Here is a 21,348-nt window from a genome sequence, read left to right as displayed (position 1 = left end):
GAATTATGATGTTTGTGAAGAAGAATCAAATCTCCTGAAAACAAGCATGGGGTAAATGAATTAACGTTCTCAGATTATTGCTTTCTCAACGATCCAAAAGATAGTGGGATTTTCGTTTATGAGCCGCCAGCGCATAAGTCGAGAGAGCCTGACATGCTTTTGTTCTACGAGAACGCTCGACTTAAGGTAGAATCTTTAAAAGACACTTTAAATATAAACTACGAACTTCAATTCGTTCTAATGCATTACGGGACTGATATTGTGGTTTTAGATGATCGAAACAAAGAAGACTTTACTCAATTCTGGTTTCATTTTTGCAACGCTAAACAAGGCATTTATGTCGACTTGTTAACATTACCTTCGCATCTTATAAGAAAGGGGATTGGAACTTTCTGCATCAAATGGCTTAAAGATTTTGCTAGTGATTTGGGCTTCAAATACATCGTTCTCGGATCTGTTGCTGAGGCTCGTGGATTCTGGACTAGAATGGGGTTTAGACTCCTTAACACCAAAGAATTACACAACTTCCCAGGTTACCAAGGTCGCTACAGTCGCTAGCAACACCTTGGCCTTAATTACCATCAAAATCAGACATGGTCAGATTTTGATGGTTTATTTTGCCGTTATTCCCTCTTTTCCATTTTGTGTCAAGTAAGGAGGCAAGGAATATTATGTAATATACTGGAAAAGGAGGATGTACCGATGTTAATATGTTGTGCTGGTATTGGTATCATAGTTATTTCAATTCTTATGCTTATTGCAATGGGCATTGTATTCTAATCGGAGACCTTTTCTATGCTACAAATACCCAACCCTCCATTTTTTGTGGAGGGTTGTTTTGTTTAACAATGGTCAATGAATTCATACTCAGGCAAATTAATTTGATGATATAATTTTGCCAGTTTTGGATCAGCAAAACTCAACCATCCGCCGTCTCGTTTCATGTTTCCAATTCCTTTATTGTCGGTCTCACTTTTCTTTAGTAAGTAGGTACAACTACTATTCATGTGTAAGGTACACTTCTTAGTTGGTCTATCAACATTGAGCCAAACCATAAATAAGTTCCCCCTTCTCCGCTCGACTTGATTAAGTCTAAGTTGAACATGAAAAGCCAGCCAAGATTTACCACTCACTCGAATGATTCTTCATACATTCCTGAATTCCTCTATAGATTATGCAAGAATAAAAAAAGACGCTCATTCAGCGTCAAAATCATTCATCCTCCAATGATCCGATGACCAGTTCCCTTATATGATACATGGTAATCCAACCTAAACGATCAACGTAATATTTTCCCCTAACTCTAGCGATACTCCTTTTCCGTTACATATACAAACGATATCATTCTCCTATTTGTACATCTCGATAAACCAAGCGGGACGGATATTTGTTTGTTCTATTATAAGGCATGGATATCTCATTATGCTGTAATTTTCTTTTTTAACCTCATTGATCTAAAACAAATGCAAGTATAGCAACTGATTCCACATTACTCGGATAATAGACTTTTCTGAAGGGTATTATATAAATGGATAGAAAGAAGGAGGTATTTAACAAATGGGTATATTGGACGATATTTTTGGAAACGACGATGCGAAAGATCTGAAAAACGAAGTTAATGAGAACGAAACAAGGACTGAGGAAGCAAAGCTTCTTCTCCGTCAAGAGGAGCTTGATATTAGCAAAAGTAGAGTGCAAACAGGTGAAGTAGAGTTTGGTAAAGAAATTATTGAGGAACAAAAAATCGTGGATGTACCTGTATTACGTGAAGAAATAGTGATTGAAAGAAGAACCTTAAACAATGAACAGAGTGATTCACCTATAACCGCCGAAGAAACCATTCGAATTCCTGTCAGTCAAGAGAAAGTTGATGTAGGTAAACGTACTGTAATAACAGGGGAAGTCATAGCGCATAAACATGATATCGAAGAGACAAAGCATATAGATGAGACCCTTAAACGAGAGGAAGCTCGGATCAAAGAATTTGGCAACCCCGATGTCGTTGATAATGTATCCGATCAACAATACCATTAATCATTAAAATAAAGTTGAAAACACCTCACCAATTCTCATCCGTGATTGGTGAGGTGTTTCTCAATGATTGGAGAGAAAGATATGGCAATGAATATACCAGTTGATAGAGAAAGCCCCACTATCGATGTGACGCTGCAGCTTAAAGAAGAACAGCTTGTTCTAGCAAAAAAGTGGCTGCAAACAGGAGAAGTCAAGATTTATAGGGAATCCTTGACCGAGGAAAAAATCTTTACTTTGACTGTAGAATACGAGGAGCTCGTAATAGAGAAGAAACTCCCTGTTTCGGCTGCCCCTGAACAAAATGAACCTCCGGATGTTATCCGCATTCGTCTTAGTGAAGAACAGGTTGAATTTACTAAACGCATGGTTTCTTTAGAGGATGTCTCTATCTATAAGCAACAGATAGAGGAAATACAACATATTGAAGAGACCCTGAAGAGGGAGGAGTCTGCCATTAGAATTTTTGGTTCCCCAAAAGTCAGAGACGATTATCAAAATTAGCATATTTGTCCGTTTCGATATTCCATACAGAACTTCCGTGAGTACACCAGTCAGATGTATCTGTTCCGCTAACATTATATCAACAAAATTGCTGTTCCTGATAATAGGCTGACCGACTGAATTCCATTTTCTAGATCTGCTTCCCCCATTTTACTGAGATTGCTTTGATAGATCATCTGTTTTTTTCACCACAAGCTTATGTAACCATTCTGCTTTAAAACCGTGTTCAGATATGTATACACCGGTGAGAATCAAGAAACCACCCGCCACTGCCAAATTTGTAACCTTTTCATTTAATACGAGAATCGAAGTGACCATTGAGATCAGAGGAACTAGATAGATATAATTACTGGCCTTTATTGTACCAATTATCTCAACAGCTCTGTTCCAGGTAACAAAACATAGCGCTGATGCGATCAGGCCGAGGAATCCAATGTTTAAACCAAACTGAAGGGAAACTATTTTCTCCGGCATAAAATTCGCATCTTGAAAAATCATGATTGGAATCACTGTTAGAAGTCCATAAAAAAACGTCTTTCTGGTTACGAAAATAGGATTATAACAATGGTCTACTTTCTTTAACAAAATTGAATAGAAAGCCCAAGCTAATGGTGCCATCAGTGCCAGGAAATCTCCCAAGGGATTTAAATTCAATATAACCTGAGCGTTAAAAATTACCATGGCCGTTCCAGCGAAGGCCACTAAGAAACCCCAAACGAGCTTTCTGCTGAACCTTTCATCAGTTGTAAAAAAATGCGACACAATTGCCGTTAGAATAGGTACTGTCCCTGATAGAAGCCCTACATTGGCAGCTAGTGTGAATTGCAAAGCTGTGTTTTCTAATAGAAAATATAATGAAACTCCTGATAGTCCCAATCCAAAAAACAATAGTTCTTCTTTCAGTCCTTTTGTCTTGTGGGTCCTCGGGTAAAGCAAAAATAGTGCGCAATACCCTATTAGAAATCGATAGAATAGTATTTCAACTGGGGTTGAATCATCTAGTAAAATTTTTGTAAAAACAAAGGTTGTTCCCCAGATAGATACTGTAAGCAACGCAATCAGGTGCCCGTACAACGTCCTTCCGCTCATCTGCTGTCCTCCTAGCCGTTTTGTCATATTTTACGGCCTGTAAAAGAAAAAATATAGGAAAAAATTGTTCCAAGGTTATACTTAAGCTCTTCTATAATAATCCGGTGTAATACCTAAGTATTGTTTGAATGTTTTAGAAAAATGGCTCTGATCATAAAATCCTGCTTTAGCCGCTACTTCAGCAATAGAAATGTTTTTATGCAACTCCTTTTTGGCGTGATTAATTCGCAACATCGTTAAATATCCATGTGGAGAGATACCACATATTTTGTTGAACAGTCTTATAAGATGATATTTACTTAGTCCAGAGACGTTGGCCAAGTTGTCCAGAGTGATTCTGTCTAAATAATTGTCTTCCATATACTCACGGGAGAGTTTAAGCGCCCTAATGTTGTGATTATCGAAGGATTCTTGGTCCCCTTCAAGGAGAAATCCAAAACTAAGCAGTCTGGGCAACTCACGAATTAGACAACTTTCTTTCTGTATCGTTGGCAACTTACTTAGTAATATTCGAAACAGATTTGTAGTTTGCTTCAAATTATTCTTATCCAACAGTTTTACCGTTGAGATATAATCTATGGTCTGTAAGCCGAACGCTGCCTTTAGCCATGAGGGACGTATGTATAACATCTTAAATTGCCAACACCCATAACTCCGAGGTGAACACTTATGAATGACTTCCGGAGGAATTATAATCAGATAACCCGGACTTACTTCAAACATTTGGCCCTGGTACTCATTTACGCTAATCCCTTTTTCAACCAAACCTATTGAAAGCTCCTCATGAGCATGTTTTTTAGAAGAATGAACTGAATTACTACAAGATTTTATTTCTATATCAGGAAATTCACTATCCCGAAAATACCAAACACCAGTCATGAATACCTCCAACAATCATTTTCTTTCGACCGCATTGTCTGCTTTTTACTGTATTGAAATTCACAAACCTTGCCTTAATGCAAACGTGCAAACAGTTTCTACATTGCCATTTTCCCTTCTACTTGTAAATCTATACAAATATCAGGGAGATTTCAAGTGCTGCTTCTATAAAGACCTGTGACTTTGAAAGAACCCCCAGCCCTCTTCCTTTCCCCGCCTAGGGAAAGAAACGTTTTTCTTCAAACAAAAAGTTTCCTCAGAACATACCGTCCAAGGAAACATAAAAGACACTATACCGTACTAAAAATATTACTGTGTTATCTCCTCCATATTCAATCCCTTGAAATGAAGGCGATAACATTCACGATTGTAACATCTGGAAAGAAACTCTTTAGATGTTACAACTTTATTTCTTTTTAGGGTTTATAATCATCCCAATAGCCATAATAACGATGAAAATAATAAGGTAGAACCACACTGCCTTGCTATGAGCATAGAATGCAGCAATCACCATGAAGACACAGGCGCAGATCGCAAATGACGGCATGAGGAAACGTTTAAAAAAGTTGAGAGACTTTTCTTTAACCATCATCATAATGAAAATGGGAATATACATGGCATAGATGGTAACAATGGGCAGTTCAGAACTATCAAAACTAAACGGGCCAAACCAAGGAACAGGTGTCAGATTTGAACCGAAGAAGTACAACAGCCAAACGCCGCTTAGCAGAAGCCCTAAAATTGAGGAGTTAGTCGGCATATTGGTGTTTACGTCGATGCATTTAAAAACTTTTGGTTCAGGACCCATATCTCTAGCCGCCAAAGAGTAGAAACCGCGGGTGCAGCCCATCATCAAACCATTCAAAGTTCCTAAGCAAGAAATTACAACAAATACGAAGAGAACTGTACCTCCTATGTTAGAGAATACAGTGGAAAATGCCAGCTTTGCTCCCGCTTCGCCACCTTGCATCATAACGCTGTTACTAACAGCCCCGGCAAGTCCTGTGTAATACAGGATGTAAATCAAAGCCACGAACATTGTCCCAAAGGTAAGTGCCCGAGGGAGATTTTTCTTTGCATCCTTTAATTCAGCATTAATACTAGTTGCAATAATCCAGCCTTCATATGCGAAAGCGGTAGCAACAACAGCAGTAAACAGCGGGTAGTCGCTAGTCACATTAGCAATGACACCACTAGTGAAGTTACTAACCAAAATGCCGTTTCCGAGACCTACGATTATCCCTACAACTGCCATCAGTGCAAGAGGTACAATCTTAATCATGGTAGTGGATACCTGGAACTTACCAGCAAGCTTTGGAGAAAGAGCATTTAATGCAAAGCTTCCAACCAGATAAAAGCCAGAAATGGCCATCGCTTCAGCCCCTACTATATCCCATCCTAGCAAAACACACGTGTATCTGGCAGAGACCCATGCAAGTACAGAGGTTAGAGTTGGGTAATAGATAGCTGCCATGAACCAACCAATAAAATAAGCGTACTTACCGCCAAGAGCAGCTTCAGCGTAGTCAACAACACCATTCACTTTCTCATATCTAGTGGCCAGGGTTGCAAAAACATAGGCACAGACAATCATTATTATTCCGCCGATGATCCAGGCCAAGATACCCTGTGGAAGATTGCCACCGGTAGCGGTTAGAACCTTCTCTGCTTTAAAAAATACACCGCTGCCGATTACAATACCAATGACCATCGCTATAGCAGTCATAAGGCCGTACTTTTTTTCTAGTCCGTTTTCCATAATTAATCTCCTCATCACCAAATATTTTGTAGGAAAAAATTATATTTGCAATTTAATTACTGTAACATAAAGTCTCAAAAAAATAAATGCTAGTCTTGAATCATTTATATCGAAAGCGTCTTTCATAACCAAACTAGTTTCAAACATTCTTAGAATTCCCAGTCATTCTCAGCGACAAATCCGCAAACCCTTCGATCTCTACACTCAATTGTATATTCTGCGCAAAAGTGCGACCCCCTAAACAAAAAGTTTCCTCAGAACATTCGTCCACCAACGTGCGACGGAACCAACAATCAAAGCCTTTCGAAGGTTTCTTTTAGTAACAGTGCATCTTTTTCCACCATAGGACCTTCAGCTATTATGCAACCTTCTACGTTAAAGTACTTTATAGCCTTCAGGCAATCCACATAATTGAAGTCACTTTCTAACAACGGTAGATGGTTCCGCTCACCTTTTTCATTGTAATTTACGCCTCCCATATGAATATGCAAGTCTTCCAAAGCCGATTTTCCAAGTTCATCAAAAACATACTGAAGTATTATCGCAAAATCATTAAACCCTTTTAGTTTGCCGTTGTATCTAGCGTGTATGTGTGAAAAATCAATACATAGTTTACACGAGCTAATTTCTTTACACAAAGACACTAGTTCCTCAAGTGTGCCGAATTGCGTTCCCTTTCCAGTTGTCTCTAATCTATAATCTACCCCGGTTAGGGGAAGGCGTAATAAATTGTCTCTTATGGTATTATACGCATCCTCTTTGGAGTCTCCCAAGTAAAAGCCTGGATGAAAGATTAGACTCCTCCCTCCAACTTTGGACAGACCTTCCAGAGCCTTTAAAATCCTTTCTATGGATTGTTCCTGTCTTACCGATTCATTGGCATTTAAATTTATGTAGTGGGAGCCATGTGCTGATAAATAAAAATTATTTTTTAACTTGGCTTGTAATATAAGGCCCTTATTGTTATCCGTAATATTAACGTTTCTGACAAAAAGGAGCTCCATTGCATCAAGCCCTATTGACTTAGCATAGTCTATCCCACTAGCATAACTAAATTTGGTGAAACCGTTTCCTAACGGAAGACCAGATATGCCAAATAAAAGTGTATCCATTATAATCATCCTTTTTGACCTCAAGGCGAATAAACTTAACATAATATACCATAAAAGAAAGTTGTAGACTAATACCTATGTTTACCCAGTTTGTCAAAGCTTATAATCTTAATATCCGGATTAATCTAGAGGAGCGGGACAATATTAGAACTCCATGCAAATATGTTAACCTTGGACCCAATTCAAAGATTTAATTAAGCTGGACAAGAGCAATTCTCTTGACAATATATTATGTTTACAATTATAATGCGAAGTGTACTTCACGTGAAACATACTTCATATTATAGAAAGTTGGTAAATCGTTGAAAAATAAAATTAAGGAGTTTCGAATTAGCAAAAATATGACACAACAACAATTGGCTGATTTGGTTTTCGTTTCAAATAGAACTATTATTTCACTTGAAAAAGAAAAGTACAATCCATCTATAATGTTGGCATATAAAATCGCTTTAGTTTTTAATACTACGATTGAAACATTATATAGCTTGGAGGAAAATCTAAAAAATGAAAATATATAATAAAAAAGGCTTTTGGAGTGGTGTATCCTTCCTGCTAATAGCAGTTGCTTATATTATACTTTTGATAAATGATCCGCATGATTTGAATACCGTAAGCAATGTTAAAAGTATCTTCTTCACTATTTTATGTGTACTATTCGGTGTCAGTCAGGTATATAGAGGTCTGGATAGTAAACGTACTAAAGAAGATGAGCAGAATGCCGATGAAAGAAGAAAATTTGTTACCCTCAAGGCTGAAAGCAGTGCTTTTAAAATCACCCTTAATTTATTTCTTGTACTGACTGCGTTATCGATGGTTGCCATAGGAGTCATAAAATATAATGGCTTAACGGATGCAACAATATATAATGGCTTACTAGGGATTTTTGTAGGAGTGGCAATTGTGCCTTCTATTATGGTTATTGCTTCTATAGGTGCTAATATTTATCATGATAAACGCACTTAACTATATATTGAGACGCTTACCCTTTAATTTAATCTTAAGGGGTAAGCGTCTTATTATATGACCTTATTACTTTATTAAACTATTCGACGTTTTTCTCAAACTTTTTGATTTCTCACATTCCAGGTGCATATTTATTCATAATTTTAGTTACAGTATTTATCATCCAGTTACAACATTTATTTTGTATACAGTATTTTTTTACTAGTACCAGTATTTTTTCGGACCATAACAACACCCAATATAACCCAACAAAACCCTACTCCACCGTCACGCTCTTCGCTAAATTTCTCGGCTTATCGACATCGCACCCTCTGGCAACGGATACATAGTACGATAAAAGTTGTAGGGGGATGACTGTGAGAATCGGCGAAAGCTCATCCATGGTCTCCGGAATATAGATCACATGATCAACAGATTTTGCCATGCTGGTGTTTCCTTCATAGGTTAGTCCGATCACTTTAGCATCCCGTGCTTTAACTTCTTTGACATTGGAAATGGTCTTTTCAAACACATCTCGTTGGGTCGCTAACGCAATAACGGGTGTATTCTCCGTGATCAAGGCTAATGTGCCGTGTTTCAACTCGCCTGCCGCATAAGCTTCGGCGTGGATATAGGAGATTTCCTTCAGTTTTAGAGATCCTTCCATGGCGACGGCCCAGTCTAATGAACGACCAATGAAGAAGGTATTTTCTACTTTAGCAAACGACTTAGCTAATTCTTCAATTAGACCAGCCTGATTCAAAAGCTCCTGAACCTGAGCTGGAATCTTCTTCAGAGCAGTGATAATCTCCCCGATCTTCTCAGAGGGCAACGTTCCTTTGACCTGAGCGAGATAGAGTCCAAGTAAAACCATTCCTTCCAACTGGGTTGTGTAGGCTTTCGTCGAAGCTACTGCGATCTCTGGACCGGCCCAAGTAAAGATCACATCATGAGCTTCACGGGATACTGTGCTGCCTACCACGTTCGTGACCGCAACTACACGTGCACCGCGGTTTTTAGCTTCACGCAGAGCCGCTAAGGTATCGGCTGTTTCTCCAGACTGGCTCACGACCACAACTAGGGTATGCTTATCTACAAGGGGGGAACGATAGCGAAATTCAGAAGCAATATCTACTTCAACAGGCAGATGTGCCCACCGTTCTATCAAGGTCTTACCAACCAATCCTGCATGCCAGGCTGTACCGCAAGCGACGATATAAACCTTATTAATTTGGGCTAATTCTTCAAGCGTTAAATCTACTTCCTGAAGAATAACCTTATCTTCTTCCAAGCGTCCTAACATCGTGTCTTTTAGGGCTTTAGGTTGTTCATGGATTTCCTTGAGCATGAAGTGCTCATATCCGCCCTTCTCAGCAGCCACTGCATCCCACTTTACGTCGTAGACTTCTTTCGTACGAGAGTTCCCTTCGAAGTCTGATACCGTAACACCATCTTCTGTAATAACTACCATTTCACCATCATCTAAAATATAGACTTTACGAGTATAGTTTAAAATCGCTGTGATATCGCTAGCTACAAAAAACTCTCCGTCTCCGAGCCCGACCACCATGGGACTGTCTTTGCGGGCAGCCACCAGCTTATCCGGGTCCTGGCGTCTTAAAACGACCATTGCATAGGACCCGCGGATCGTCTTTAGAACCTTGCGCACAGCTCCCTCAAAGTCTCCTTCATAGTAGTCTTCAAGTAAGTGGGCCAAAACCTCTGTATCAGTTTCCGAGGCAAAGATATGCCCTTTTTCAATGAGCATATCTTTTAATTCCAAGTAATTTTCGATAATTCCATTGTGCACTACCACAAAATCCTTATTGCAATCGCAATGAGGGTGAGCATTGACCTGGGAAGGTCGACCATGAGTCGCCCACCGAGTGTGTCCAATCCCAATGCAAGATTGGGAATAAACCTGTCCGAGTTCTTCTTCTAAGGCCACTAGCTTCCCTACACTTTTAGAAACGACGATTTTATCACAATCTAAGACGGCTACCCCTGCTGAATCATACCCTCTATACTCTAATTTCTTCAAACCGTCCACTAAAATGGGAATAGCAACCTGATTTCCAATATATCCGACGATACCACACATATGTGTTTACCCCTCTCAATCTAAATATTAGTACCTAATATCTTTGTCCTCTTTATGTGCAAAATTTAAGATTTTTCTTTTAAAACGCTTCTTTTACATAAAGCTCTAAAAACAAAACATTTACCCTGCAACGTTACTCATAATTTAACCTGAAACTTAGGAATCTTCCCTTTGCTCTAAAAAATAATAAAAGCCGGCCAAAGTGGACGGCTTTGTTGATTCAGATTCTAGACAACACAAGCAAGGGGGATCAAATTGAACACATCTTCCCCTTGTCTTGTCAGCTTAGCCTTTGTCCCGAAAATTACTCTTCGGTTTTAAGCAAGCTTTACGGTGACAAGCCACCGAGAGGGATCCGCCGAATCATTCGATAACCCTCTTCCTCGTCGACCTTAAATAAATAACCGCTAAGGTCCTGGCGCTTATATTATTGCCTGACTGATTCAACTGTCCATCCAAAAAGCATCCTTACTATCTATTACGTATAGCATCACCTTCTTTCCTATTAATCGTTCGGCCTGAGATAATATTGAGAACTGGTTAGTTCATGTGCCTCCCATTAAGCTAATAATGCTTAACTAAAAAAGGCACATGAATAATTATAAGCTAAATCCAAAAGTTATCTACTGGTATTTTATTCATCACATTGCATAATAGTGTCAATAACCTCTTGGGCTAATTCTTTTAACTTTTGTTGGTCCGGACCTTCAACCATTACTCGAATAAGAGACTCTGTTCCAGAGGGGCGAACTAATACTCTGCCTTGACCGTTGAGTATTTCTTCAGCCTCATGTACTTTGGCAAGCACTCTGGCATCTTTCATCAAACGTTCCTTATGTTGAACTCTAGCATTGAGGAGAACCTGAGGTAAGCGTTGCATTTGAGAAGCGAGCATGGATAGCGGAAGTTGTCGTTCCTTGATCACAGATAACAACTGAAGGGCAGTCAATAATCCATCCCCGGTCGTGTTGCTGTCGAGGAAAATTATATGACCAGACTGCTCTCCGCCGAGCTGGGCACCGGTTCTGATTAATTCTTCCATGACATAGCGGTCACCCACTTGTGTCTCATAGATTTGGATTCCTGCCCCTTTTAGGGCAAGATGTAAGCCTAAGTTGCTCATGACGGTAACAACGACTGCATTCTGAGCTAATTTCCCCTTCGATTTTTGGGCTAAGGCACAAATTAGTATGATGAAATCCCCGTCTAAGATAGTTCCTTGTTCATCTACCACAATGAGGCGGTCGGCATCTCCATCCATTGCTAATCCAAGATCTGCACTGTGTTCCAGAACTGCCTTTTGTAACCTTTCCGGATGTGTTGAACCACAATCTGCATTAATATTTACTCCATCGGGTGTATTACAAATAGAGATTACCTCAACCCCAACCTCTTGTAATACTTTGGGACCGACAAACGATGCTGCTCCATTGGCACAATCTAAAACAACTTTAATCCCATCCAGACGCCCGACAGTCGACTTAAGAAAATCTTTATAACGCGATTCGGCATCGGTTACATCAATGACCCGTCCGATCTCCCCACCAATCGGGGTCTGCCAAGGCTTTTCTGTACTTACTACGATTCTTTCAATCTCATCTTCGACAGCATCTGGCAATTTATACCCTGTTGAATCAAAAAACTTAATTCCGTTATCTTGTACAGGATTATGGGACGCCGAAATTACGACGCCGGCACTAACATCAAGAGTACGCGTTAAGAGGGCGATTCCAGGCGTTGGTAATACCCCTACCCGCAAAACATCCGCTCCAACAGAGCAAATTCCAGAGATAAGTGCCGCTTCCAGCATATCTCCAGAGATCCGGGTATCTTTACCGATTATGATTCGGGGGTGTGGATGCTCCTTGCTAAGTACATAAGCGCCGGCTTGACCAAGCCGAAAAGCGAGATCGGGGGTCAGCTGGCTGTTCGCCACACCACGCACCCCATCAGTTCCAAAGAGTCGATCCAAATCGTTCCCTCCCTTCCTATCTAGTGTATTACTATTCTTGCAAAATGTTCTTAATCTTCAACATCGTTATTCTTAATGATCAAAGTCAACTACATTAGTTTACTCTATAGGAGCAAATTGCGCCATAAGAAATTCGGCGATTCTTATCCCATCTACGGCAGCACTTGTAATTCCCCCGGCATATCCCGCTCCTTCACCTGCTGGATATAGCCCTGCTAGGTTTAAGGATTCCCCCTGAGCATTTCTTACAATTCGGATGGGAGAGCTGGTTCTTGTCTCGGTCCCGGTTAGAGTCGCCTTCTCTCCAGTAAATCCTTTTATTTGCCCATTGAAAACTCGAAGCGCTCGTTCTAACACATCTCCGACAGCATCCGGCAGCACTTCATGTAGATTATACGATACAACGCCTGGTGAATAAGTAGGTATCAAATCAAAACTATTTGTGATACGCCGATCCAAAAAGTCTATAACTCGTTGAGCTGGAGCCATGTAACTTGACCCGCCTGCAATAAACGCCTTATGTTCCCATGATCTTTGGAATTCCAGACCAGCTAGCGGATGTGCAGTGGGTAAATCATCCGCTCCAACAGTTACAACTATGGCACTGTTGGCAATCTTCGTATCCCGAGCATAGTCGCTCATACCGTTCGTAACAACCCCTCCCTCTTCAGAAGCAGCTGCCACAACCTTTCCTCCTGGGCACATACAAAAAGCATAAGCCCCTCGGCCTGTTCGCACATCCTTATACGTCAGCTGATAGTCTGCTGGTCCAAGATGCGGGTGTTCCTCAACTCCATACTGGGACAGATTTATAAGCGACTGCGGGTGTTCAACCCGCAAACCAATAGCAAATGATTTCTTTTCCAAAGTAAGGTTCATGTCGAATAAGTATTTGTAAACATCCCTGGCACTGTGCCCAATAGCAAGTATGACCGCTTCGGCAGGAATTTCCTCTTCTCCGTTGACGATAATCTTTCTTAGACGGCCTAACGAGGTCTGTAATCCAGTTACTTTAGCCCGAAAACGAACCTCTCCACCCAAAGACACAATTTCCTGCCGAAGTCTTTTGACCACATCTTTAAGTATGTCTGTCCCAACGTGCGGCTTGGCTAAATATAGAATCTCGGAAGGGGCTCCATGCTTGACGAAGGTCTCTAAAACATCCGAAATCCGTCGATCTTGAATTCGTGTTGTGAGCTTTCCATCCGAGAATGTCCCGGCCCCGCCTTCCCCGAACTGTACATTGCTCTCCGTATCTAACTTCCCTGTCTCCCAAAATTCCCTAACTTTGAGTGTTCGTTCCTCGACTGAGTCACCCCGTTCCAGTACAAGCGGAGCATATCCCCTCCGAGCTAAGGTTAAGGCAGCAAAATATCCTGCCGGTCCAGCGCCAATCACTACAGGACGATGAATTAGACTATTAGTGGGCCTAGTCCATATAACGGGAACCTCAATAGGCGCTTCCTTTAATCCTGTAACCCGCGCTAAAATTCGATTCCCCTCAGTTCTAGGTACCTCAAGCGAGAATTGAATCGTATAGACGAAAACAAGATGAGGCTTTTTACGAGCATCCAAGGAACGCCGCAGGAAACGAAGACCGCTTATACTATGCTCTGGTACTTTTAGCTTGCGAGCCATCATAGTCGTTAAGAAGACATCCTCTTCTACAGGGATTCTCAAATTCGACCACACTAAATCCACGTATTTGTCCACTCCCAAGACTCCCACCATAGGAAGGAGTTCCTTACTCTGCATACTCTGCTTCCAACATCAGCTTTAGCTGAACAATTCACTCTGGCTCTTTTTCCAAAACAGCTTTAAGGTTATAGTTCACTTGCGGTGTGGTGGGCATTGTTACTCCCGGAGGGAGCTGCCAGAAAACTTTAACCTCTTTATAACTGCCGGCTGCCTGACCAGAGGCATCTACCCAAAGCTGGATCTGGTCTGCTTTTACATCTTTTACGCTCTCAGAAAGGCCTTCAATAACAATATCAACAGGAGGAATAGGCTGTTCTAGCTCTAGTCCTTCTCCTATATTATGAATTTTAACCGCAACCTGCGAAATACTCTTTCGAATGGGTCCGGGGCTAATCTGAGCAATAACACTCAAGGTTGTCCCGCTCAAAAAGGAAACTCCCGCCGGTAACGTTACTTGCTCGATTGGAATCTGAAATGTTTTATTTTCTGCTAGATTAGTAATGTTTACCGGCCCAATATTCACTGAGTCAAATTCTTTTAAAGCTTGAGGAGTACCTAAAACTTGTACACTGGCCGGAGAAGGGACTAACTCCCGAAGTTCCATTCCTGGGGCCGGTGTCCCAGTGCTGGTAACTTTCAACGGAATCATCTTTGAAGAAAGTTCCCTCGCTATGATTGGAGCAATCACATCCACACTGCTCGGATAGGCACTTAAAATATCCAAGCCCGGGTTCGGTCCAAAAATTGGCTTACCCTCTTTATCTCGAAAACTTACTGGTCGAGAAACCTGAACCGTCTCATTAGCTCCTGTTACACTTACTTCCACAATCACTTTGTCTAGAGTACCCACCATAGAACTGGGTCCGCGTACATTGACTGCCGAAGGTTTAATAATCAGGTTGCCCACTTGATAATCAGTCGCAGGGGTACCGGAAATAATGGCTTGAACTGGAACCGTCTTCTCTTGGACAGAATCTAGCTTTAATTTAATACTGGCTGGTTGAAGGTCAACGACATTAGTTCCTTGGGGCGCATTTACTTTAATGCCATAAGTACTTTCCCCAGGTACTCCGTCGGAAAGATCAACCACCGCATAGATATTTTTAATATTAGCACTGGGATTAATCCCTTGAAAACGAACAAGAACTAAAGGAAGCTGGGTCATAACAACCATATCTTGATTCAATCCGCTGACTACAAGCGGAATAGTCAGAGTCTGCTCAGGGAGTAGCTTATCAGGTGTTTCTTGGTTAAGCACAAATAACCAAAATATGATTGCAAATAAGAACGAAACCACCTTGACGCCGAGGTTTCGCCGAAATATCTCCAGCATGGCTACCACCTCCAAAATGGAATGACTGATGATGAGATAGTTTTTACATCGAGTTCCCTCAGCAATAATTCCTGCAATGTTTTTTCATCTGTGAAACGAGTCAAGGCACCATCTATCCCAATCGATATAGCCCCGGTTTCCTCCGAGACAACGAGAGCCAAGGAGTCCGTAATTTCTGTCAACCCCAATGCCGCTCTGTGACGTGTTCCCAATTCCTTGTTGATATTGGGATTTTCAGATAATGGGAGAAAACACCCCGCAGCGGCCACACGATCCCGCCGAATAATCACTGCCCCATCATGGAGCGGAGTGTTCGGAATGAAGATATTAACTAAAAACTCAGATGATACCATGCCATCAATCTTAATTCCCGTTTCAACAAAATCTTGAACTCCTGTTTGACGTTCAAGCACAATCAAAGCCCCAATCCGATTCTTGGAAAGGACTTGTGTACAACGCACTAATTCCTCTACGACTTGTTCTAAGGTATCCACGCCAGGTGCTGAGGGATGACGAGTAAAAAATCTTCCTCGTCCCAATTGCTCTAAAGCCTTTCTTAGTTCGGGCTGAAAAACGACAGGAATGGCTATGACAAACATCTGAATGAGTTTATCTAACAACCAAGTGATGCTTGTTAGCTGAAAAAATTTCGCCAGCAAGAACACGACTAAAAGGACCATTACTCCCTTAACCAACTGAACAGCACGCGTGCGTTTAATGAGCATATAAAACTGGTAGAAGACCACTGCCACAACAATGATATCAATAGCGCTACGCAGTCCAAAATTACGAAATTGTGATAAGAATTCGGCCATGGTCCTCCCCCGTTTCTAATGTCTCAAATCTGCGAAAGAGAGTGTTTACTCTCTCTGTTAAATTCTCCATTTGTGTAAAAAGTCCTTGCCCTTTTAAAATTTTTTTTACTCAGTGATTCCCATGCCAGCTAGAATTCCAAAACACCCCGTTAACATCATATCCCCATAGGGTGCCGCTTCATACCAGTGAAGGGATTTTGCCATACTTCTTCTGGGGCCGGTAACCACAACAAAATCCCAGCCTGGGCTCATTTCAGGATGAATGGTCGCCCCATGCCCTCCTTGCTCATAGATCTCAGCATTGGTTAATTCAGTTAATTGAAATTGTCTAATGAGATGAGCAAGAGATTCTGGATTGAGCATACTAGTGTGTTGTTCGAATATTCCATACACCCGTTCACCTCGAATAGCGGCGGCAAGAGTATGTGAATTTCCTATATTAACAGCTAAGATTCCTTGATCCAAGTGAGGTTTCACATAGTGATCAGCCATGATTCCCAAGAGCGCCGCTGTCCCGGTATCTGTCAGGACTGCCTCCGGGATAATCTCTCGAACTGCACGCATTCTGGTATATACCTCTGGAATATCCTGAGTGAAAACTAGCTTTCGCAAGTCTCCCCCCTGCATAACGAACTCTTCCCAAAGTCGAAACCGAAGAGTTCGATTACTCTCGGATATGCTAAATCCATGATCTTGGACTGCAACCGCTGCCTTTAATGGATAGTTAAGACTGAATGCTTCAAGCGCTTGTCGCAAAGAGGATGTGTCAACATCTCCCAGCCAAATAGGAGTTGCCGATTCTGGCGCTTCTTCGCAAAGCACGATTCCCATTCCCTCCGCTATAGCCAGATTGTCATTAAAGGTCACTGCCGCCTGAGCAGTTGCATAAGCCTTGAGACCTGCACCTACATGCTTTTTCAGTGCCGCAGAGCTTGCCCCTCCACCCATCAAATGCCCATGCAGAAAGATTCCCTCTCCTCGATCCGTAGCTTTGCGAATCTGGGCTGCTACAATTTGGGTCCGACTGGGAACAATAAACTTCGGACAGTTTTCCAGATTCTTCCCCGGCTGATAGATAAGAATATCCTGGGTGCCTGATCCCACATCAATTACTAGAGCACTTTCTGCCATTTATTAACACCCTCCGCCCAAATACATACTTCTTAATCTAATTCAAGTTCGATAATCTAGTATTAGCATACCCCGGCATTTACTTTAGAAGTTTTCTCCCCAGCCAGGGTTTAAAGAGCTTTACTGCATGATGTGGACAAAGTTCCTGACAGCAAAAACAGCGTATGCAAGCTTGTAAATCAACCACAGGCCGCTGATTCTCATTCATTTTCAATGCTTTCGGCGGACAATTATTGACACAGTCTCTGCACCCTGCACACTTATCGTGCTCAAACATCGGAAGAGGGCGTACACGGTTAATTGCAAAAGTCTTTACACTTTGCGGCAGAGGGACCATATCCAGAAAATTAGTGGATACTGCTTTAGGGATTAGAAAATTTTCAATTCGCCAAAGAGAACGCGGATCCCCTTTCAATTCCAATTCATTGAGTCGGCTTGTAAAACCTCGTGCACGTGCTACCATCAGCGTGGGAACCTTTTCAGGCTTTAAGCCAATTAGATCTGAAGCTACAACATCTAAGGCGAAAGGGTCAGTACTCATAATCAGCGCTCCGATATTTCGTGGTTTACCTGATGATGGTCCATCCCCTTCCATCCCCACAATCCCATCCATAATACTTAAGGCCGGATTTACCCAAGTAGCAATGTCTGCCAGGAGATCTGCAAAATCTGTGATTTTAAACATCTTTAGATGATATTCAGCTTTTAAAAGTCCAGGTATTACTCCGAACAGAACTTTAACTGCACCTGTGAAGGTCATCATGGCATGTGTTTTAAGCTTTGAGACAGGGATAACTACATCCGCATTTAAGACGCAGTTTGTAACAGTTAAGCTTTTAATGATTTTTCCTTCTGGATATTGGATCGTTGTTTGCCCAATATCTTCGTTTAGAATTGCGCCAGTCCGCTCTGCAACCTCACGCAGCCCCGATTTTGCATAGATCGTTTGCAGTGCATTTACTGTATAGGGTCCGCCTGGGCTATCCCCTATAATAGGTATCCCACCCGCCTCCTGAACAAGGCGAACCACGGCTTCAACAACGCTGGGGTTGGTTGTGACTGCTTCCTCTGGCCGTTTTTTCATGAGAAGATTTACTTTAAGCAAAACTCTTTGCCCAGGCTTCACAAAGGTAGACATTCCGCCCAATTCCGTTAATCCTTCCCTCAAACTCTTTTCTACATCCGCTGTATAGTCTGGGCAAAATTTTAGTACTACCTTTTCTTTCACTTAAGAATCCACCCTCTCCAAATCTGCAAGGATATCCTCACCACGTCCAGGAAAGACACTTAATTTAAAATCACATCGAAAATACTCTCTGCTATAATAATTTTGCTTTATTCGTTCATCCATTGCCTCAAATTTCTGTTGAGAGAACAGTTGAGTTCGATGCTCAATGATTGCTTTCTTTTTCTTCTCAGCCCATTGTTCGATCGAGATAATATAGTCAATTTCCTGTAATACATCCTCCGAAAGCCTCCATCCGGACTGAACATAGCAAAGTCGAGGCAAAATATACGGGGTTCCCCATTCCGGCTCTATGAGTTCTTTGGCCAGTCGAATGGCAGCCTTCGTAAAGTAATGAATCGCCCGATGGTCGCGGTGTCCCGAGGCACCGTCTGCTCCAAAGGTAATCACAACATGGGGACGAATTTTACGTATAACTCGAACAAGCTTCTCTACTATTTCCAGGGGCGGAGAGAGTGGAACTTCTTTATCTTTATATCCTAGAAAGATGACCTCAGCGATCCCCAAGACCTCTGCAGCACGCCGAAGTTCCTGCTCTCGAACTAATCCGAGTTCTTCCGGTTTACAAATCCCTGCCGCTTTACCGGCCTCTCCTTTGGTCGCAACCACTAGGGTAATCCTTATCCCTTGTTCGGCGTATTTAGCAATCGTTCCGCCTAAGGCAAAGGATTCATCGTCAGGATGAGCAAAGATGAGTAGCATCTCATTTGCCATACTTATACTTCACCCTTTCTTTTCCTTTATTCCAGTAACCTTGAACGGGAGTTTAACTTATGTAAATCAATTACGTAAATAATTAATTACTAATTAGTATCTGTTTTATTATAGCGCTTTTTATTGCTCGAGGGAAATTAATAGAGTTTAAAAGGTCTGGTGCCCCTTCTATAATATACCAGTTCCAGGAGGCAACTTGACATGGTATACTGCAGTTGTCTCGAATATACAAGCACAAGGAGGTACATAATTGAAAAAAACAGCAAAAGTATTAATGGGAATTCAAATTGGTGTGCTGATGACGACGGTAGCTTTACCGGTTCAAGCCGCTCTGATTATTGGCGCTCCTCGTCAATTATCAGGCTCCGTTATTACGCTGAAATCTTCTGCGCCTTTAACTACTCCGGTTCCGGTTCCGGCTCCGGCTCCAACTCCAGCTCCGGCTCCAGCTCCGACTCCAACTGTTTCATCCCCAACGCATGTCAATATTGGAACGTTACAATCCAACCAGAGTGGAAATGTTATTTCCTTAAAAAATTATCAACAAATAAGCCCCGTTCCAGTTACTCCCACTCCTACTCCTGCTCCCGCACCTGTTCCTCCAACTAATCAAACAGGCAACTCAATCCCTCCTGTCTCAGCATTAACGGCTGACGAGCAACTCATGGTGGACATGATCAATCAGGAACGGATTGCCGCCGGTTTAAATCCGGTAATTGCAGACCTACGCTTAACAGCTGTGGGGAGAGCTAAGGCAAACGATATGAAAGTTAACAACTACTTTAGTCATACCTCTCCAACCTACGGCAGCCCCTGGGCCATGATGCAGCAAGCAGGCATTACAGTACGTTGGGCTGGAGAAAACATTTCCGGCAATAAATCCGTGCCAAGTTCAATGGCCGCACTTATGCAAAGCCCGGGTCATAAAGCTAATATCCTAGATCCCCGCTTTACACATGTGGGCGTTGGAATAGCTTACGGAAGCGCTTATGGAAACCTTTACGTTCAGGAATTTTTACAACAGTAATTTATAAAGGGAGTGTCGTAAAACTACTTTTCTAGTAGTCAGCGGCACTCCCTACTATTTTTGTTTCAGGCTTACATATTATGTTCTTACTAAACTAATGCCTGGCTAGAACTTCCCGGAATCTTTATCGCTCAATACAATTTTTCGTCTACGGGCATTTCAGCCATGTCCACATTTCCTTCTTGATCAAATGCTGTTATCTTATGTTTATCCTGTTTTACTAGTTTTTGGGCTGCTAAAGAGCTTTTCATATATTTTACGATTTCCACATCAAGCTCCTGACTAGCTTTTAGTATCTCTTGAGAAGCACCTTTCTCCCAGGCTAAATAAAGCTTATACCTTAATGCTTCAATGCTTGACATGTTATCACCAACCCTCTCTCAAATTTCGTTTAGCTCTAGCTTTATTACTTTATTCTAGCTGAGACTAAAGCACCTCTACAGTACCATAGGTCATTGAATAAAATGCTAAAGGCATAATAATTCTTCTAAAAGCAGATCAAAAATCATATTAGTTTTCATAAAATAACGGCTTCTTAAGATAACCTTTCGGGTTATTTTAAGAAGCCGTTATAATTATTTTTATTTACTTAATTTTATAAGAATATATTACGTCTTAACCAAAGCTGTTTTACTTAAAATAGGAGACAATTTCCCTAACTGCTTCATCTATTCCTTCATTCAGTTCTGATACATAAATGTTAATGTTTTCAAAGTCCTGGTGCTTTAACTTAACATCCAAGTTCCTTGCACTCTCGAAGACATTCAGGGTGCGATAACTGCTGGCGATACCTTTTATATTGTGTACAGCTTTTCTAAGTTCTCCAACTTCTTCATCTCTTAAATGTTTATTAACTGCTTCTTTCTCCTTTTTTATCTCATCTGCGAAAATCATATACAATTCCTTAAGCGTCTCAAAATCCAGACCGAGGTCTTCTTTAAACCCGGCTATATCCACTATTCTCTGCCTCATTAATTGAATACCCCTTTTGTTCA

The 21,348-nt window shown here is 41.4% G+C and carries 21 protein-coding genes; 6 read left to right on the top strand and 15 right to left on the bottom strand.

The features are described 5' to 3' along the window. The first annotated feature begins 261 nt into the window (after positions 1-261). Positions 262-558, top strand: a complete 297-nt coding sequence (locus M8E35_RS21340) for a GNAT family N-acetyltransferase (RefSeq protein ID WP_252472269.1) — start codon at positions 262-264, stop codon at positions 556-558. Positions 559-842: 284 nt separating this feature from the next. Here the strand turns inward: M8E35_RS21340 and M8E35_RS21335 are convergent, their stop codons facing one another. After that, positions 843-1,055, bottom strand: coding sequence for a hypothetical protein (locus M8E35_RS21335; protein ID WP_252472268.1), 213 nt, complete (start codon positions 1,053-1,055; stop codon positions 843-845). A gap of 502 nt (positions 1,056-1,557) precedes the next feature. Here M8E35_RS21335 and M8E35_RS21330 point away from each other — a divergent pair. Further along, positions 1,558-2,034 carry a YsnF/AvaK domain-containing protein gene (locus M8E35_RS21330; RefSeq protein WP_252472267.1) on the top strand — a complete coding sequence of 159 codons (477 nt, stop codon included), beginning with the start codon at positions 1,558-1,560 and terminating at the stop codon, positions 2,032-2,034. A gap of 63 nt (positions 2,035-2,097) precedes the next feature. Next, positions 2,098-2,535: a YsnF/AvaK domain-containing protein gene (locus M8E35_RS21325; protein WP_252472266.1), complete on the top strand. Its 438-nt coding sequence runs from the start codon at positions 2,098-2,100 to the stop codon at positions 2,533-2,535. A gap of 150 nt (positions 2,536-2,685) precedes the next feature. On the opposite strand, the gene M8E35_RS21320 is transcribed toward M8E35_RS21325, so the two are convergent. From M8E35_RS21320 to M8E35_RS21305, 4 genes are all read right to left on the bottom strand, one after another. After that, positions 2,686-3,624 (bottom strand): DMT family transporter, encoded by a 939-nt coding sequence (locus tag M8E35_RS21320; protein WP_252472265.1) that lies wholly within the window; start codon positions 3,622-3,624, stop codon positions 2,686-2,688. An 81-nt stretch (positions 3,625-3,705) separates the two neighbouring features. Continuing rightward, complete coding sequence (locus M8E35_RS21315; RefSeq protein WP_252472263.1) at positions 3,706-4,503, bottom strand: AraC family transcriptional regulator; 798 nt, start codon at positions 4,501-4,503, stop codon at positions 3,706-3,708. A gap of 406 nt (positions 4,504-4,909) precedes the next feature. Beyond that, positions 4,910-6,262: an APC family permease gene (locus M8E35_RS21310; RefSeq protein WP_252472261.1), complete on the bottom strand. Its 1,353-nt coding sequence runs from the start codon at positions 6,260-6,262 to the stop codon at positions 4,910-4,912. Between the two features lie 293 nt (positions 6,263-6,555). Continuing rightward, positions 6,556-7,374, bottom strand: coding sequence for a TIM barrel protein (locus tag M8E35_RS21305; protein WP_252472259.1), 819 nt, complete (start codon positions 7,372-7,374; stop codon positions 6,556-6,558). 302 nt (positions 7,375-7,676) lie between these two features. On the opposite strand from M8E35_RS21305, the gene M8E35_RS21300 reads away from it, so the two are divergent. Then, entirely contained in the window at positions 7,677-7,892 is a 216-nt protein-coding gene (locus tag M8E35_RS21300) for a helix-turn-helix transcriptional regulator (protein WP_073033139.1), read from the top strand. After that, positions 7,879-8,337, top strand: a complete 459-nt coding sequence (locus M8E35_RS21295) for a hypothetical protein (RefSeq protein WP_252472257.1) — start codon at positions 7,879-7,881, stop codon at positions 8,335-8,337. Before M8E35_RS21300 ends, M8E35_RS21295 begins: the two co-directional genes overlap by 14 nt. 256 nt (positions 8,338-8,593) lie before the next feature. On the opposite strand, the gene glmS is transcribed toward M8E35_RS21295, so the two are convergent. From glmS to M8E35_RS21255, 8 genes are all read right to left on the bottom strand, one after another. Further along, on the bottom strand, positions 8,594-10,417 hold the full coding sequence (gene glmS, locus M8E35_RS21290; protein ID WP_252472255.1) for a glutamine--fructose-6-phosphate transaminase (isomerizing): 1,824 nt from the start codon (positions 10,415-10,417) through the stop codon (positions 8,594-8,596). A gap of 634 nt (positions 10,418-11,051) precedes the next feature. Next, on the bottom strand, positions 11,052-12,389 hold the full coding sequence (gene glmM, locus M8E35_RS21285) for a phosphoglucosamine mutase (RefSeq protein WP_252472253.1): 1,338 nt from the start codon (positions 12,387-12,389) through the stop codon (positions 11,052-11,054). A 99-nt stretch (positions 12,390-12,488) separates the two neighbouring features. After that, positions 12,489-14,090, bottom strand: coding sequence for an NAD(P)/FAD-dependent oxidoreductase (locus M8E35_RS21280; protein WP_252472283.1), 1,602 nt, complete (start codon positions 14,088-14,090; stop codon positions 12,489-12,491). Between the two features lie 88 nt (positions 14,091-14,178). Then, complete coding sequence (locus M8E35_RS21275; protein ID WP_252472251.1) at positions 14,179-15,420, bottom strand: CdaR family protein; 1,242 nt, start codon at positions 15,418-15,420, stop codon at positions 14,179-14,181. A 2-nt stretch (positions 15,421-15,422) separates the two neighbouring features. Next, positions 15,423-16,235: a diadenylate cyclase CdaA gene (gene cdaA, locus M8E35_RS21270; protein ID WP_073033147.1), complete on the bottom strand. Its 813-nt coding sequence runs from the start codon at positions 16,233-16,235 to the stop codon at positions 15,423-15,425. 105 nt (positions 16,236-16,340) lie between these two features. Beyond that, positions 16,341-17,366 carry a DUF1786 domain-containing protein gene (locus M8E35_RS21265; protein ID WP_252472249.1) on the bottom strand — a complete coding sequence of 342 codons (1,026 nt, stop codon included), beginning with the start codon at positions 17,364-17,366 and terminating at the stop codon, positions 16,341-16,343. A gap of 79 nt (positions 17,367-17,445) precedes the next feature. Continuing rightward, a complete protein-coding gene (locus M8E35_RS21260; RefSeq protein WP_252472247.1) occupies positions 17,446-18,594 on the bottom strand; it encodes a DUF362 domain-containing protein in 1,149 nt (382 codons plus the stop codon). After that, complete coding sequence (locus tag M8E35_RS21255) at positions 18,595-19,326, bottom strand: PIG-L deacetylase family protein (protein ID WP_252472236.1); 732 nt, start codon at positions 19,324-19,326, stop codon at positions 18,595-18,597. A 250-nt stretch (positions 19,327-19,576) separates the two neighbouring features. Between M8E35_RS21255 and M8E35_RS21250 the strand changes: the two genes are divergently transcribed. Further along, the gene (locus M8E35_RS21250) at positions 19,577-20,353 is read left to right on the top strand and encodes a CAP domain-containing protein (RefSeq protein WP_252472234.1); all 777 of its coding nucleotides are present in this window, start codon (positions 19,577-19,579) and stop codon (positions 20,351-20,353) included. A gap of 131 nt (positions 20,354-20,484) precedes the next feature. Here the strand turns inward: M8E35_RS21250 and M8E35_RS21245 are convergent, their stop codons facing one another. Together M8E35_RS21245 and M8E35_RS21240 are read right to left on the bottom strand one after the other, a co-directional pair. After that, positions 20,485-20,715 carry an aspartyl-phosphate phosphatase Spo0E family protein gene (locus M8E35_RS21245; RefSeq protein ID WP_252472232.1) on the bottom strand — a complete coding sequence of 77 codons (231 nt, stop codon included), beginning with the start codon at positions 20,713-20,715 and terminating at the stop codon, positions 20,485-20,487. 268 nt (positions 20,716-20,983) lie between these two features. Then, positions 20,984-21,325 (bottom strand): hypothetical protein, encoded by a 342-nt coding sequence (locus M8E35_RS21240; protein ID WP_252472230.1) that lies wholly within the window; start codon positions 21,323-21,325, stop codon positions 20,984-20,986. Between the last annotated feature and the right edge of the window lie 23 nt (positions 21,326-21,348).

This window comes from Desulfosporosinus nitroreducens, from assembly GCF_023897015.1.
Taxonomy (GTDB): Bacteria; Bacillota; Desulfitobacteriia; order Desulfitobacteriales; family Desulfitobacteriaceae; genus Desulfosporosinus; species Desulfosporosinus nitroreducens.
Note: the sequence above shows the minus strand (reverse complement) of the source record. Positions and strands in the feature narration are given on the sequence as shown.

What these genes read in the sequence shown, in the direction of transcription:
- M8E35_RS21320 (WP_252472265.1), bottom strand. Translation starts at nt 3,624, where the DNA reads ATGAGCGGAAGGACGTTGTACGGGCACCTGATTGCGTTGCTTACAGTA.
- M8E35_RS21325 (WP_252472266.1), top strand. Translation starts at nt 2,098, where the DNA reads ATGATTGGAGAGAAAGATATGGCAATGAATATACCAGTTGATAGAGAA.
- M8E35_RS21335 (WP_252472268.1), bottom strand. Translation starts at nt 1,055, where the DNA reads ATGGTTTGGCTCAATGTTGATAGACCAACTAAGAAGTGTACCTTACAC.
- M8E35_RS21255 (WP_252472236.1), bottom strand. Translation starts at nt 19,326, where the DNA reads ATGGCAAATGAGATGCTACTCATCTTTGCTCATCCTGACGATGAATCC.
- M8E35_RS21265 (WP_252472249.1), bottom strand. Translation starts at nt 17,366, where the DNA reads ATGGCAGAAAGTGCTCTAGTAATTGATGTGGGATCAGGCACCCAGGAT.
- M8E35_RS21330 (WP_252472267.1), top strand. Translation starts at nt 1,558, where the DNA reads ATGGGTATATTGGACGATATTTTTGGAAACGACGATGCGAAAGATCTG.
- M8E35_RS21305 (WP_252472259.1), bottom strand. Translation starts at nt 7,374, where the DNA reads ATGGATACACTTTTATTTGGCATATCTGGTCTTCCGTTAGGAAACGGT.
- M8E35_RS21315 (WP_252472263.1), bottom strand. Translation starts at nt 4,503, where the DNA reads ATGACTGGTGTTTGGTATTTTCGGGATAGTGAATTTCCTGATATAGAA.
- M8E35_RS21245 (WP_252472232.1), bottom strand. Translation starts at nt 20,715, where the DNA reads ATGTCAAGCATTGAAGCATTAAGGTATAAGCTTTATTTAGCCTGGGAG.
- M8E35_RS21275 (WP_252472251.1), bottom strand. Translation starts at nt 15,420, where the DNA reads ATGCTGGAGATATTTCGGCGAAACCTCGGCGTCAAGGTGGTTTCGTTC.
- M8E35_RS21295 (WP_252472257.1), top strand. Translation starts at nt 7,879, where the DNA reads ATGAAAATATATAATAAAAAAGGCTTTTGGAGTGGTGTATCCTTCCTG.
- glmS (WP_252472255.1), bottom strand. Translation starts at nt 10,417, where the DNA reads ATGTGTGGTATCGTCGGATATATTGGAAATCAGGTTGCTATTCCCATT.
- M8E35_RS21240 (WP_252472230.1), bottom strand. Translation starts at nt 21,325, where the DNA reads ATGAGGCAGAGAATAGTGGATATAGCCGGGTTTAAAGAAGACCTCGGT.
- M8E35_RS21310 (WP_252472261.1), bottom strand. Translation starts at nt 6,262, where the DNA reads ATGGAAAACGGACTAGAAAAAAAGTACGGCCTTATGACTGCTATAGCG.
- cdaA (WP_073033147.1), bottom strand. Translation starts at nt 16,235, where the DNA reads ATGGCCGAATTCTTATCACAATTTCGTAATTTTGGACTGCGTAGCGCT.